Consider the following 13,485-nt stretch of genomic DNA (forward strand, 5'->3'; position numbering starts at 1 on the left):
GTGCCGCCGCCGTCAGGTGAGCTCGCGCTCCAGCCGGCCGAGCAGGTCGTCGTAGACCCGGCGCAGGCCGCGCGGGGCGAAGGTGCGCTCGAAGAAGCCGCCGACGCCGCCCGCGCCGTCCCAGGTGGTGCGCACCCGCACGGTGCTGCGGCCGCCGTCGGCCGGGGCGACCGTCCAGGTGGTGACCATCGACGAGCGGGTGTCGCGCTCGACGAGGGTGCCCTCGGGCTCGCTGACCTCGACCTCCTGCTCGCGCACCCGCTTCGACGTCGCGGCGAACCGCCAGTGCACCCGGGTGCCCGAGCCCTGCCCGCCGGCCTCGACGCGGTAGTCGCTGAACTGCTCGGGCAGCACCCGCGGGCGGGTGCCGGCGTAGTCGGCCAGGGCGGCGCGCACCCGCTCGGCGGGGGCGGCGACGACGCGTTCGGCGGTGGCCACGACCTGTCCCATGCCGGTCATCCTGCCCTCGGCGCCGACCCGCTGCCGCCGACGTGACCCGGTTCACCGGTCGGGGTGCGGCGCGGCCGGGTACGCAGGAGGTGATGGATGCTCCGCTCTCGTACACCCGCACCGGCTCCGGCGAGCCCCTCCTGCTGCTGCACGGCATGGGCAGCTCGCGTCGCGACTTCGCCGCCGTGCTCCCGCTGCTCGCCGCCCGCTTCGACGTGATCGACGTCGACCTGCCCGGGGTGGGCCGGTCACCCGCCCTCCAGAGGCGCCCGACCGTCGCCGCGATCACCGACGCCGTCGAGCGGACCCTCGACGTCGAGGGCGTCGCCGGGGTGCACGTCCTGGGCAACTCGCTGGGCGCCCGGGTCGCGCTGGAGCTGGCCCGCCGCGGCCGCGCGCGGTCGGTGGTCGCCATCGCGCCGTCGGGCCTGAACGTGCCGCCGGAGCGGGTCTACCAGGGCAGCGGGATGGCGCTGGCGCGGGTCGTCATGCGGACCGGCGCGCCGCTGGTCGGCCCGCTGTCGCGCTCGGCGCTCGGCCGGGCGGCGCTGCTGGCGCCGCTGAAGGCCCGGCCGTGGTCGACCTCCCCCGACGAGGCCCTCGGGGCGCGGGAGGGCTTCGCCGACTCCCGCGACTACTGGCGGACGCTGCTGTGGGGTCTGCTGCTCGACGTCCCGCGCGGCCTGGACCGCGTGGACTGCCCGGTCACCCTCGTCCAGGGCGCGGCCGACTGGATCGCCTCGGGGCAGACGGTGCGCTACCTGCCGCTGGTCCCGGGCTCCCGGTTCGTCCCGCTGCTGTGGGCCGGCCACGCGCCGCAGTCGGACCGGCCGCGGACGATCGTGCGGCTGGTCGAGGAGGCGGCGAACCAGGCGGACGCCGACCTGCTGGCCGAGGTCAGCGCCCCTCCTCGGCGTTCAGGTACCCGCACCGGAACCGGGCGCTAGCCATGGCCTCGGTGAAGCGGGCCTCCCAGGCGGGGTCGTCGGCGGGGAACGCGGTGAGGACGCGGTCCTCCAGCACCACGGGCAGGCCGTCGCTGCCGGTGTAGGAGCGCCGCAGCAGCACCCGCGTCTCGCCGTCGACCTCCTCGTGCGCCGGCGCCCAGGTCGCCCGGACCGGCACCGGCCGCGCGTCCCGCGGTGCCGCCGACAGCACGCCGAGCCGGGACAGCAGCAGCCCGAGGACCACCAGCAGCGCCACGATCTCGACCACCGCGAGCATCACGGTCCGACGGTAGCCACCGGGGACGCTGCGCGGGCGGGGTCCGGTCGCCCCGGTAGCCTCGTCGCGCACGCCCCGGTCGGCCTCCTGCCGACGAGCCCCCGTAGCTCAGGGGATAGAGCATCGGTTTCCTAAACCGTGTGTCGCAGGTTCGAATCCTGCCGGGGGCACCAGCAAGTCCGCTGGTCAGCGCACTGATCAGCTCAGTCCGCTGACCAGCGGGCACTCCCGCTGGAGCCCTCAGTCCGCATCCAGTCCGCACGAGCCGCGTCCATCCGCTCCGCCACGGCGTCGAGCTCGTCGCCGAAGAGGTGGCCGTAGCGGTCGAGCGTCATGGCCGCCGACGCGTGTCCGAGCATCGACTGGACGCCCTTGATCGAGGCACCAGAGGCGATGGCGAGCGAGGCGGCGGTGTGCCGGAGCTCGTGCGGCACCAGGCCGGCCAGCCCCACGGCGACGGCGGCCCGGTCGAACCGGTCCCGCCGGAAGTTGCCGACACGCAGCGGCCCGCCGCTCCTCGAGGGGAAGGCGAACTCCTCCGGGTCCCGGCCGGCCAGGTGGTCGGCCAGGTCGTCACGCAGGAACCGCGGCACCGGCACCCAGCGGCGCGCGTGGGACTTGGGCGGCCCAAAGACCGAGCGCCCCTCGACCTCGGTCACGGACTCGGCCACCTCGATGCGGCCGCGGAGCAGGTCGACCCGCCGGACGCGGAGTGCGGCCGCCTCTCCCCAGCGGAGCCCGGTGTAGCCGAGGACCAGGACGAGCAGCCGGTGCGGTCCGCAGTGGTCGGTCAGGTCGGCGAGCTGCCCGTGGGTCAGGTACCGCCGGTCGGTGGTCGGCAGGCGCGGAAGGTCGACGCCTGCGGCCGCGTTGCGCGCCAGCCGGCCGTCCTTAACTGCGGCGTCGAGCAGCGACGTCAGGAGGTGGTAGGCCTGCCGGGTCCGGCTGGCCGACAAGCCGTCGGCGCGCATGCCGGCCACCCACGCGACGACGTCACCGTGCGCCACCCGGCCGAGCGGGACGTGCTGCCACCGAGGGAGCACCCGCGCCCGGAGAAGTGAGCGATAGCTGGCCAAGGTCTTGGGCCCGAGGTGCGAGCGGCCCGCGAACCAGGTCTCTGCCCACTGACCGACGGTCTGACGGGACAGCTCGGGGTGCACGAACGTCCCCCGGACCAGCGCGACCGTCTGCTCGTCGAGCCACCGCTGGGCATCGACCTTGCGACCGAAGGCCTTGGTGACCTCCCGGCCGGACGGGTCGCGGAAGTGGACTCGGTAGCGCTTGCCCGTGCCGTAGAGCCCAGTTCGCTCCAGTTCTCCTGTCTGACGGTTCCTGCGGTGCCAGCGGTCCTGGATGGTGGCCATCGGTGCATCCCTCCGCTTACCGGCTCGTGGAAGCCGCCGGTAGACGTTGGCGGCCGCTCGACGAGACACGAGGACCGCCTAGATGAGCGGCTTGACGTCACATCTGTGGATGCCTGCGGGCCTGTGGAAGCTGCGGCACGTCTGTAGCCATCGCGGCTGGAGGACCACGTTGAACGCCCCTTCTCCAGTGCTTCTCCAGCCTTGCTGTCGGCACAGCAAGCGGCCGGAGCGCTACTACAGCAGTGGTCGACGGGTCGGTCAGGGCGCTCACAGGCCGGCGCTCGGAGGCGGCCTACGGCAGGTGTCCCTGAAGGCGGCTTCAGAGACATCCCCGGTGAGCAGGCAGCGGTGCCACCCCCGGTGGCCCTCACCTCGTGGGAGGGTGCGCCAGGTATGTGCTTCGCGATGACGTTCCGGTGACGCGGCAGCTCGTAACGTGGCGCTTCGTTCCGCCCAGCACGCATAAGCAGCTGCACCAAACGAGCTGGAGGACCCACAACGATGCCACCTTACGAAGCCAGAAACGCGCAAGAAAGGGCGAAAGCGCAGCCGAGCGAGCGAGGCAAGAAGAAACTCCGTCCGGAGCACCGGACGTTCGCATAGCAACGTCGTGATGCCTCCAGCATCCGCGCTGAAGATAACATCATGGTCGGGGGTTGGTGCGGGATGGCAGAGCATGGCACATGCGCTTCACCCACCAAGTTGACCTCGACGGTGCCCTACAGTGGGCTCCGCCCTGCTCGCCGAGGTGGCGGCTTCAGGGATCCCAATGCCGCCGAATGTCCTTTCGGGCGTGGCATCGTGCCATCCAACATTCCAAGTAGCGAGAACGCCTGCCCCGTGGGGAGCGGTGCTCCGCGTACTGTCCGTGGCATCCCCTCAAGGGGATACAAGACGAGCCCATCGCCGCGAGCCCGTCCGGGGTCTGGCATAAGACCGAGGGGGCCTCATGGACACGCTTACAGTCCTAGCCAACGTGTCTCAAGTAGTTGGACTGTTGATAGCTGTCGCCGCCACCGTCATCGCGATCAAAGCGCTCGACATAGCGAACAGCCAATTAACGGAGGCGGTTAGCAACACGAGATCCTCCAAGAAGGCGGCAGAGGACACGCAGCGATCAACGCGGGGCCAATTCATCCTTGCGATCGATGCAGCATTTCGTGCTTACGACCAAGTGCGCGCCGCGATCAACAATACCAGCGTCGCCAACCCGGGTACGTCGGACCTTTATCGGTATATTGCCGTGTTTGAACGCCTTGGGTACCTCATCGAGTGGAGCTTAATAGATCCGCAAACGGTCGACGACCTTTACGGTGACCGCTTCAGTAAGCTCCTCGAGTACTATGAGAAGAGAAATATGAACTTTCCTCCGCAGGTGCGGCCGGAGAGTTGGTGGGGCTTCATTGTTCTCTGGCACCATTTACGAACGATGCGTCAACTTCCCGAACCACCGCATGTTCCAGCCGCACGAGCGGTGGAGCCCAACGACTCCGACTCGGCGCCCTGAGTGGACCGCTCTGGGACATGACACCCGGGGCTCGCCAGGTGTCGATCGAGGTCCTCACTCCGGCAGCCGACAGCTGATCCCTCTTCGGCGGCTGCTCGACACGACCGCGACGCATTCGGGGGCAGCCTGTCACTGTCGCGCGTCCTTCGTGCACGACGTCTGTGACTCTGCCGCCCTCCGGCCATGCGACCTGGGATGGGCTCGCAGCCTGGTGTTGTCCCGCTACAAGACCTCCACCCAGCGCACCCACCTGCCTCGATGGAACAGGTGATGCGGCCGCCGCCGGATCAATCCGTCCGCCGCGCCGACGTAGAGCTGTGGCTGCGCACTGTCGTCGACTTGGGGTTGTCCTGCGCCTCGGTCGCCGCGCACTACGACGCGGTGGCCGGCCCCTTCCGCCTGGCCTATGAGGAAGAGTTGGTCGCGGCCCATCCCTGCGCTCGGGTCACCCGCCCGAAGATTCAGCGCGTGTGGCAGCGCCGCGAGGTACTCCCGTGCTCGAGTGCGCCGCGTTCCTGACCACCGCACGCGTCCTGGGACCGAGCCATCACGCCATCGCCGTGCCGGCGGGATGAGGGGCCTTCGTACCACCGAGATGGTCACCCTGACCATGAAGTCCTTCGGCACGGTGCGCGCTACGCCACTCTCAAGGTCGTGGGTAAGGGTCGCGAGCCCGCCCGGGTGCCAGGGCGCATCCTCGCCCTCGGCGCCATGCAGGCCGCCATCGACGGCCGCGCCACCGGGGGTCACTTCACTTACGCCCATCCAGCTCGAGACACCGACCCAGGCCGCCCCATCACCCGTGCAGAACCGAGTCAACTGAAGTCGGGGCCGTCCCGGGCCGGTTCGGACCCTTCTCCCTGGGTGACTGCCCACGGTCGGATCGCCAAGCCGGGATGTGTGATTACGAGGACAGCTTCCGTACGCTTAACCAGGTGCGGCCTGCCAGCCTCTTGAAGGCTCTCGCCCTTGTACTCCTCGGCACTGCGGTTGGCTCCCGGCGTGGGCGGCGCGCCCGTCGAGGGCTGGGATCCGACACCGGTCAAGGTCGCCCGAACTCAGAGCGGGATACCCCGACAGGTGGCCGCGGAGGGAGCCCCTCAACCGTAGGTTGGTTCGAACAGGTTGAGAGAGTTGCAACGATTCTTACCGGCATTGCGGCTGTGGTAGCGCTCGTGTTCGCTGGAGTAACCCTTAGATTACAGCTAGCACAGGACGCTAGTCAGCACGAACGGCGGCAGGCGGCTTACGCCACCAGAATGACATACTGGTGGGAGGCGCGCGTCGACGGACCGCCTGCCCTGTTCGTTTCGAATACGAGCCAGGCGCCCATGCAAGCATGGATCGCTCGCTTTCCTGACGACGAGGAGATTCCGGTTCCGGGCAACGCGAGTTCGCAGCCAGGAGGCGACATCCTGGCCGCAGGTCCAGAGATGCACTACGAGTCCGGAGAGATAGAAGCCTTAGAGGCTGTCTACCTGGGGACGATCCCCCCGTGCACGAAACTGCAGACTGTAGCCAGTCTAGAGGAACTGATCAATAGGGAGGCACCCTCCCGATCGGACGAAGGGTTTCCGTACTACCTATCCGGAAGTCTAATCTTCGTCGACCCTTATCACCAAACGTGGAGGAGATCCGCTAGGGGCCTGATAGACCAAGTTGAATTCCAGCCATCCGGCCAGGAGTCTTCTGCGCCCATATATTTCCTCGTAAACGACAGGTCGCTGCCCGGACTAATCGGCCTGTCGAATGCGGTTCAGGTTGAAGAAACGCCGACTTGCGACACGCCCAGCGAGTAGGACAAGGGCAAGTTTAGCGGCACATTGGTTAAGCTCTCGTAGCCACCCGCCGCCGCCACTGGGGTCGCACCAAGCGCAGGGCCTGTGCGGGCGTCTACACGAACTCGAAGGAAATCGAGCGCGTCATCCAGATGGCCAGCAGGCCGGATAGGTGTCATTCTCCTCCGGGCTTCTTTCCACAGGGGTCCCCAGCCCTGTGGGTTAGGCCCCGCGTGTGTAAGAGGACGTTGCGGAAGTCCATGCCGGACGAGCCCGTCGATAGACCACGCAGATCGGCCGCCCGTGGCGCCGCGCGCCGACCACACTGGCGCACTTCCGTAACAATTTCAAAGGCGCCCGCTAGGGCGCGTCTCCTAATGGCGTAGCCAGATCAGGATCGAGGCGAAGACGACCGCGCCGCGGAAGACGGTGGCGTACTTGTCGTATCGGGTGGCGATGCCGCGCCAGGCCTTGAGCTGGTTGAAGGCCCGTTCAATGACGTTGCGACGGCGGTAGGCGGTGCGGTCGTAGTTGACCGGTCGGCCCCCGGCCGAGCCGCGGCGTCGTCGATCACCGGCTTGGTCGGCCGGTTCGGGGATCACCGCAGTGATGCCCCGACGACGCAGGTCGGCACGGTGACCGCGAGCGGAGTACGCCCTGTCAGCGAGCACCGCCGCCGGGCGGGTGCGCGGCCGGCCCGGTCCCAGCCGTGGCACCCAGATGGCGGCCAGCAGCGGGCCGAACATCGGTGAGTCCCCGCCCTGACCGGGTCCGATCAGCACCGCCAGGGGGCGGCCGCGACCGTCGACGGCCAGATGCGTCTTGGTCGACAGCCCGCCGCGGGAGCGGCCCAGCCCGTGGTCAGCCGGCTCGGCCTGGCCGCCGGGCGGCGCCATCCCCCACACGGCCGCCCGACCGGGCGGCGGTGGCGCCGTGCTGGTGGACCCGGGAGATCGAGGAGTCCACGCTCACCGTCCAGTCCAGCTCGCCGGCGGCGTCGGCTTGAGCCTGCAGCGCGGTGAGGATCCGGTCCCAGGTGCCATCGAGGCTGAACCGGTGATGCCGCTTCCACACCGTCTTCCACGGGCCGAACTCCGCCGGCAGGTCCCGCCACGCACAGCCGGTCCGATAGCGGAACACGATGCCCTCGAGCACCTGCCGGTGATCTCGAAACGGACGGCCGCGCACTCCGTCCGAACTGGGCAGCAGCGGCTCCAACCGGTCCCAGACCGCGTCAGACAGCACCTCGAACCGTGCCATCCAGGAACGATCGACCCTCACCAGGCGACCGATTGGGAGACACGCCCTAGGTGTAGTGCTCCGTGAGGTTGTTGATGGGGATGCGGCTGATCGGGGGATGTCCGCCGAGCGAGGTGTGGCGCGGTGATGGTTGTAGGCGTGCAGCCAGATCGGCAAGGCCTCGGCCCGTTGCTGGCCTGAGTCGTAGGGCCGGGCATAGGCCCACTCGGTGAGCAGCGTGCGATTGAGCCGCTCGACCTTGCCGTTGGTCTGCGGCCAGTAGGGCCGGGTGCGCCGGTGGCTGATGCCGGCGGCGGCCAGGTGCTCGTGCCACTGCCGGGAGCGATAGCAGGCGCCGTCGTCGGTCAGCACCCGCTGCACGGGGATGCCGTGGCCGGCGAAGAACGCGTGCCCCGGGTCCAGAACCCAGCCGCGGTGGCGGCCTGCTCGTCGGGCAACACCTCGGCATAGGCCAGCCGCGAGTGGTCATCGACGGCGGCGTGCACGAACTCGTGGCCGACCACCTCGCCGCGGGAGCGCGCCGCGTGGTTACTGCGCCCGGTTGCACTGTCGCGGCCGTGCACCCGCCAGCCGCCGCCCTCGCGCAGCCGGCCGAGCTTCTTGATGTCGACGTGCACCAGCTCGCCGGGTCGGGCGCTCGTAGCGCACCGGGATGCCGGTCGGCCGCTCCAGCCAGGCCAACCGCGGCATCGCATGGCGGGTCAGGATCCGATGCACCGTCGAGGAGGGCAGTTCGAGGATGCCGGCGATCCGGGCCGGTCCCAGCCGCCGGGTCCGGCGCAGCGCCAGCACACGCTGCTCGACCTCCTGACCGATTCTGGTCGGGCTGGTGTGTGGTCGACTCGAGCGGTTCTACAGCCCCGCGGCGCCCTCCTCGCGCCAGCGGCGCCACCACTTGTAGCCGGTAGCCCGGCTGACCCCGAGCTCGGCGGCGATGTGCGCCACCGGCCGGCCCGACATGACCCGCTGCACCAGCAGCCAGCGCCCGTAGACAGACAGCTGCGGCCTAACCTCCAATACGAGACCTCCGGCGTGGTGAGTCCTAGACACACCTACTACGTCCGGAGGCCTCTTGCTTGATCAACCAGCCACGCCGTCAACAAGGTCCGTGGGCATTACGGCTAGGGCAAGTGGACATCGGGACTTTCGATCATCTGTATGGGTATCAATTGGAGAATATTTGGGCCAACCGGTCCATAGTCAGGAAGAAACTTGAGAACCTACAACTCCGCCAGGGTTGGTGAATGCTCATTGCCTTAAGCAACGCCATCGAGAAGGCCAAGCTCAGGACCTTGTAGAATCGCATGTACCGCTGGGAGCCGAATGAGGCGGGGCGACGGCGAAGGCCTGCCTAGTTCTGATGGATCTTCATGGGACGCAGTGAGCAGTCCGTCTGCCCCGCCATCAACATCGCCCGACTGAGGGGCCCGTAGTGTGGGCTGCTAGCGGTTCGGGGCCGTGCACCATGACTGATGATCGTCATGTTTGACTCTGCTGCTGTCCAGACTTGAGGTGCAGAGAGGATCTCAGGCGCGGCGAGGAGAGCGCATGGGCTGTAATCGAGAGTGGTGACCTGTCAGGCGGCAACATGCGGGTCGGGCCGTTGAGTCGCTGACCACCCGTAGCCGCCGCCTCCGCCCGGGGATTGCTGACGTTTCACTTACGCTCGTGACACCTTGCTTCTATTCAACTTGGACCTTGGCGAGTACGTCGTTCCCGAACGTGAATAGGATCTGCAGCTTACTGAGTTGCAGGCTTCGAGGGACCTCGATTTCGACCTCATACCGGTCACGGATTGATTCCTCATGGAGGCCTATGCGGCGAACCGCGAGCACCTTGTGTGGAATTGAGTCACCATCCTCGTCAACCAGTTGCACCCTCGAAGTAGAGCCGCTGTCGATATCGCTTTTATGGATGTAATCATTGATGTCCCCGGGGGACGTGTCGAACGCCAAGCATGCCCGGATCGCCCCGCTGGTATCACCCTCGTTCAGGATTGACACAGAGATCGACCCTTGAAAGAAGCCTTGCCACGCTTGGGTCTGCTTTCGAATCGGGGTGCCGTCAAGCTTCTTGAGTAGCGCCTCCACAGTCCTCTGCATCTCAACCTCCTCCGCGGCCGAGCATTGACCCGGGCCGTCTCCGGTCGGTGTGGACTCGTCGGACGCCGAGCCGATCTCGCTCCAATCCTTCCAAAGACATGCTGGTCGGACGGGCGTCACCACGACGTCACGGCTGAGTCACCAAGTGCTGTTGCGACGACCAAGGGCGCCTCCCGCGGGTCGTGCGGAGGTGTCTCTGAGGCCGCCTCCAGGGACACCACAGTTCGCCGAACCGACGGCTCACTGACCGGCTCGAGCTCCGTGCGCCCGACGGCAGCGGACCCGTCCGGGCCCCGCTGGCAGCACTGGAGACACGCAAGATCAAGAGGGACACACCTCATGCATTCGGCGTCCGGGCACTCGTCGGACGGGTTACCGGAGACCCATGCGGAGGCTCGGCGGATGGCAGCGCGAGGACGAGTGAGACGTAGCGGCCGCTGGTGGGAAACAGGGCGTGCGAGCGACAACCACCCCGGGTCGCAGGTGCCCAAGCCGAGCGCCAGAGCCGGTGCTCCTGCCGGTGACTCGATCGATGGGACCGCCCGGCGCGGCGCCGCTGTGTGCTGCGCCTGGTGCGGTGGCGCCATCACGCCACGGTCGCGCGGGCCCGTCCCCAAGTGGTGCTCGGCGGGTTGCCGGCGCCGTGCGTGGGAGCAGAACCGTGCGGCCGCCTCGGGTCGTTCAGCGGTCGAGGTGGTCGAGCGCCGCGTCGAGGTGCGAGTGCCCGTGACCCCCACGCGGCGGGACTGGCCCCGTCTGCTCGAGGAACTGGCCGCACAGATTGGCGACGGACGCATCTACGACCGCGATCTCGGACCGTTGGCGGGCGGTCTCAAGACGGCGCTCGAGGCGATCGGGCTCCGGGCTCGCTTGCTGCCCTGACGCGCAGCCTCGACCTGGCGGCGTCGAAAAGCGACTCAGTCCCTCGGCTCTCGCTCAAGAATCGGGTGCCTCGGACCGATTCCTGCGGCCGCCGCCTACTGCTGCGCGTCGAGCACCTGGCGCAGTCTTCGCTCGAGCTCGGGCGTCAACGCGATACCGCGGTGAGTCGCCCACGCGTAGATCGTGCGGTCGTACTCCCAGGCACGACGTCGTTCACGCTCCGCCTCCTGGTCGGCCTCACGCATGGCCTCACGGTCCCCGTCGGTGAACCAGCGGATCGTCACAGCTGACCTCCCCACACCCACTGCCCCTGGGTCCACACCGGCTCAAGATCCGCCAGTGCGATCGTCGCTGTCGAAGGTGAGATGCAGCGTGGAGCGGTAGGCCGGTGAGGGTCTGGACGTCCTGTCGTCCCTGCGGGCTGGCGCTTGGGTGGCAGGCCACACCTCGACGGCCCGAAAGGCGTATCCGTCCTGTTCGGCGACCTCGAAGGTGAAGTCCACGGCGCCTGTAGTGCTGAGAGCCCGGTACCCGGGCGCGGGGACGGTCGAGAAGTGCGCCCAGCAGCCACACGGAGTGGCTGGGGAGTCCAGGACGCCGCAGCCCTCGTCGGCATGCCACTCCCGTACCACGCCCCGCGACATCACACCTCCAGTCTCGCGGAACGCCTGTTGGAGTGCCCCATTGGCGACGTGCGCCCCAGCCAGATGTTGAGTACCCAGGACATCGGGACGACGGCTCAGTCCGCATCCAGTCCGCACGAGGTCCAGCAACAGCACCAACCGGCCGAAGAAGGCCAACGGTGAAAGCACTGGTCAGACCCCAGATTCGACGTCAGACGATGACGACCAACACCCCCAAGATCACTTTCCTAAACCGTGTGTCGCAGGTTCGAATCCTGCCGGGGGCACCAGCGAGAGCCCCTCATCGGACCGGGGACCGCCGGTGGCGTCGGAGGGTGTCGGCGGCGCGGTGCAGGTCGGCGTCGCTGGTGAAGACGTGGGGTGCGAAGCGCAGGCCGTCGCCACGCAGCGAGCAGCGCACGCCGTCGGCCAGCAGCCGCTCGTGCAGCTCCGGGTGCGCGCCGCCGGGGCTGCTCGCGACGACGATGCCCGAGCGCCGCTCCCGGTCGGCGGCGACGTGCACGCGCATCCCGGCCTCCTCGAGGAGGGTCCCGAGCTGCTCGGCCCGGTCGAGGACGCGGTCCTCGACGCGCTGCCGGCCGAGTCGGTGCAGGAGGTCGACGGTGGCGCCGAGGCCGGCGATGCCGGCGCTGTTCTCGGTGCCGGACTCGAAGCGCCGGGCGTCCGCGGCCAGCTGCGGCTCGGCGTCGAAGGCGAACGGGTCCTCGACGCTGAGCCACCCGACGGTCGAGGGGCTCAGCCGGTCCGCGGCCCGCCCGGACAGGTGCACGAAGCCGATGCCGAAGGGCCCGAGCAGCCACTTGTGCGCGCTGACGGCGAGCACGTCGACCCCGAGGGCCGCGGTGTCGACGGCGAGCGCCCCGACGGCCTGCGTGCCGTCGACCACGAGCAGGGCGTCGCCGCTCCGGAAGGCAGCCCCGAGGCGGCCGAGGTCGTAGCGGTGACCGGAGGAGTACTGCACCGCGCTGACGGCCAGCACCCGGGTCCGCCCGTCGACGGCGCCCAGCAGGTCCTCCACCCGGGCGTGGCCGTCGGCCGTGGCCACCTGCCGGACCTCGACCCCGTGGCGCCGCAGCTGCCGCCACGGGTAGGAGTTGCTGGGGAACTCCCCGGCGGGGAGGACGACGTTGTCACCGCCGCGCCAGTCGATCCCGTTGGTGACCGTCGCGAGCCCCGTGCTGGTGTTCTGGGTGAACGCCACCTGCTCGGCCCTGCCACCGACGAGGCGCGCGACGGACGCGCGCACGGCACGGGCGTGCTCGCGCCAGGCCGGCGCCGCCGCGATGCCGGACCGCTCGTGCGCCGTCAGCACCTCGGTCATGGCCTCCCGCACGCGGCAGGAGACGAGGCCGACGGCCGCCGAGTCCAGGTAGGCGACGTCCGCCGTGCCGGGGAAGAGCTCCCTGACCTCCTCCCACGTGAGGGACGCCAGCTCACCGCCGGGAGTGGTCATGCCCGGAGAAGCTACGGGGGACGGCGGACCGCGCCCGGCGAGGACCGTGCCGACCTCAGGTCAGGTGCCGGGCGAGGAACCGGTTCGCGTCGTCCCCCTCGAACGGCGGGACGCCGGTGTGCCCGCCGGTGTTGGCGTGCAGCGTCTTCTCCGCGGAGCCGAGGGCGTCGAACAGGTCCAGCGCCTCCTGCCGGTCGTTGCCCTTGTCGTCCCACTGCAGCAGGACCAGCACCGGGACGGTGACGTGCCGGGCCTCCTCGAACACGGTGCGGGGCACGCGGCTCCCGGCGAACAGCAGCGCGGCCGCGAGGCGCGGCTCGACCACAGCCAGCCGGACGCCGATGGCGACCACCCCTCCCGCGTACCCGACCGGGCCGCCGATCCCGGGCAGCGGGAGGAGGGCGTCGAGGGCCGCCCGCCACTCCGGCACCGCCTGCTCGACCAGCGGCAGGACGAGCCGGTCGACGATCCCGTCGTCGACCGGCCCGCCGGCCGCCAGTGCCCGCCGCAGGTCGGCCCGGGCCTCCTCGGCGTCGGCCAGGCGCGGCCGGTCGCCGCAGCCGGGGAGCTCGAGGGTGGCCGCGGCGAAGCCCGCGGCCACGCAGTGCCGGGCCCGGGCCACCAGCCGTGGGTACCCCGCCCGCAGTCCGCCGGGGTGGCCGAGCAGGACCAGCGGGACGGGCTCGGTCGGGGACCCGGGCGTCCACAGGACGCCGGGGACGTCGCCGAGGGTGAGGTCGCGCTCGAGGACACCGTCGTCGAGGTGTCGTTCTGCGGTGACGTGCACGGTCGTGCCTCTCGGGAGAGCTCCTGGACGGCGC

Annotated in this window: 12 protein-coding genes, 1 tRNA gene and 1 pseudogene; 5 read left to right on the plus strand and 9 right to left on the minus strand. The window is 69.4% G+C overall.

Translation table 11 applies throughout. From position 1 onward, the window contains the following. Positions 1-12: 12 nt before the first annotated feature. On the minus strand, positions 13-450 hold the full coding sequence (locus ACI8AD_RS05865) for an SRPBCC family protein (protein ID WP_456869587.1): 438 nt from the start codon (positions 448-450) through the stop codon (positions 13-15). A gap of 92 nt (positions 451-542) precedes the next feature. Here ACI8AD_RS05865 and ACI8AD_RS05870 point away from each other — a divergent pair, with 92 nt between their 5' ends. Continuing rightward, positions 543-1,397, plus strand: coding sequence for an alpha/beta fold hydrolase (locus ACI8AD_RS05870; RefSeq protein WP_456869588.1), 855 nt, complete (start codon positions 543-545; stop codon positions 1,395-1,397). Here ACI8AD_RS05870 and ACI8AD_RS05875 read toward each other — a convergent pair. After that, positions 1,348-1,677, minus strand: coding sequence for a hypothetical protein (locus ACI8AD_RS05875; RefSeq protein ID WP_456869589.1), 330 nt, complete (start codon positions 1,675-1,677; stop codon positions 1,348-1,350). The two genes, ACI8AD_RS05870 and ACI8AD_RS05875, sit on opposite strands and share 50 nt — an antisense overlap. A 94-nt stretch (positions 1,678-1,771) precedes the next feature. Here ACI8AD_RS05875 and ACI8AD_RS05880 point away from each other — a divergent pair. Then, a tRNA-Arg gene (locus ACI8AD_RS05880) sits at positions 1,772-1,847 on the plus strand. Between the two features lie 30 nt (positions 1,848-1,877). Here ACI8AD_RS05880 and ACI8AD_RS05885 read toward each other — a convergent pair. After that, complete coding sequence (locus tag ACI8AD_RS05885; protein WP_456869590.1) at positions 1,878-3,038, minus strand: tyrosine-type recombinase/integrase; 1,161 nt, start codon at positions 3,036-3,038, stop codon at positions 1,878-1,880. Positions 3,039-3,987: 949 nt separating this feature from the next. Here ACI8AD_RS05885 and ACI8AD_RS05890 point away from each other — a divergent pair. Together ACI8AD_RS05890 and ACI8AD_RS05895 are read left to right on the plus strand one after the other, a co-directional pair. Further along, positions 3,988-4,545, plus strand: a complete 558-nt coding sequence (locus ACI8AD_RS05890; RefSeq protein ID WP_456869591.1) for a hypothetical protein — start codon at positions 3,988-3,990, stop codon at positions 4,543-4,545. Between the two features lie 258 nt (positions 4,546-4,803). Beyond that, complete coding sequence (locus ACI8AD_RS05895) at positions 4,804-5,064, plus strand: hypothetical protein (protein WP_456869592.1); 261 nt, start codon at positions 4,804-4,806, stop codon at positions 5,062-5,064. A gap of 1,633 nt (positions 5,065-6,697) precedes the next feature. Here ACI8AD_RS05895 and ACI8AD_RS05900 read toward each other — a convergent pair. The 3 genes and pseudogenes from ACI8AD_RS05900 to ACI8AD_RS05910 all read right to left on the minus strand — a co-directional run bounded on the left by ACI8AD_RS05900 (position 6,698) and on the right by ACI8AD_RS05910 (position 9,685). Next, positions 6,698-7,583 (minus strand): IS5 family transposase gene (locus tag ACI8AD_RS05900; protein ID WP_456869593.1). Its coding sequence is split into 2 segments (ribosomal slippage): positions 6,698-7,204 and positions 7,206-7,583, totalling 885 coding nucleotides; the frame shifts between segments, so codons are not numbered across the junction. Between the two features lie 46 nt (positions 7,584-7,629). Beyond that, positions 7,630-8,543, minus strand: a pseudogene (locus ACI8AD_RS05905) (IS481 family transposase). 722 nt (positions 8,544-9,265) lie between these two features. Then, positions 9,266-9,685 (minus strand): hypothetical protein, encoded by a 420-nt coding sequence (locus tag ACI8AD_RS05910; RefSeq protein WP_456869594.1) that lies wholly within the window; start codon positions 9,683-9,685, stop codon positions 9,266-9,268. 726 nt (positions 9,686-10,411) lie between these two features. Between ACI8AD_RS05910 and ACI8AD_RS05915 the strand changes: the two genes are divergently transcribed. After that, positions 10,412-10,567 carry a hypothetical protein gene (locus ACI8AD_RS05915; RefSeq protein ID WP_456869595.1) on the plus strand — a complete coding sequence of 52 codons (156 nt, stop codon included), beginning with the start codon at positions 10,412-10,414 and terminating at the stop codon, positions 10,565-10,567. A 95-nt stretch (positions 10,568-10,662) separates the two neighbouring features. On the opposite strand, the gene ACI8AD_RS05920 is transcribed toward ACI8AD_RS05915, so the two are convergent. The 3 genes from ACI8AD_RS05920 to ACI8AD_RS05930 all read right to left on the minus strand — a co-directional run bounded on the left by ACI8AD_RS05920 (position 10,663) and on the right by ACI8AD_RS05930 (position 13,451). Next, positions 10,663-10,851, minus strand: coding sequence for a hypothetical protein (locus ACI8AD_RS05920; RefSeq protein WP_456869596.1), 189 nt, complete (start codon positions 10,849-10,851; stop codon positions 10,663-10,665). A gap of 640 nt (positions 10,852-11,491) precedes the next feature. Further along, positions 11,492-12,664 carry an aminotransferase class V-fold PLP-dependent enzyme gene (locus tag ACI8AD_RS05925; RefSeq protein WP_456869597.1) on the minus strand — a complete coding sequence of 391 codons (1,173 nt, stop codon included), beginning with the start codon at positions 12,662-12,664 and terminating at the stop codon, positions 11,492-11,494. Between the two features lie 55 nt (positions 12,665-12,719). Further along, the gene (locus ACI8AD_RS05930) at positions 12,720-13,451 is read right to left on the minus strand and encodes a dienelactone hydrolase family protein (RefSeq protein ID WP_456869598.1); all 732 of its coding nucleotides are present in this window, start codon (positions 13,449-13,451) and stop codon (positions 12,720-12,722) included. Positions 13,452-13,485: the final 34 nt, after the last annotated feature.

Source organism: Geodermatophilus sp. SYSU D00766, assembly GCF_054049915.1.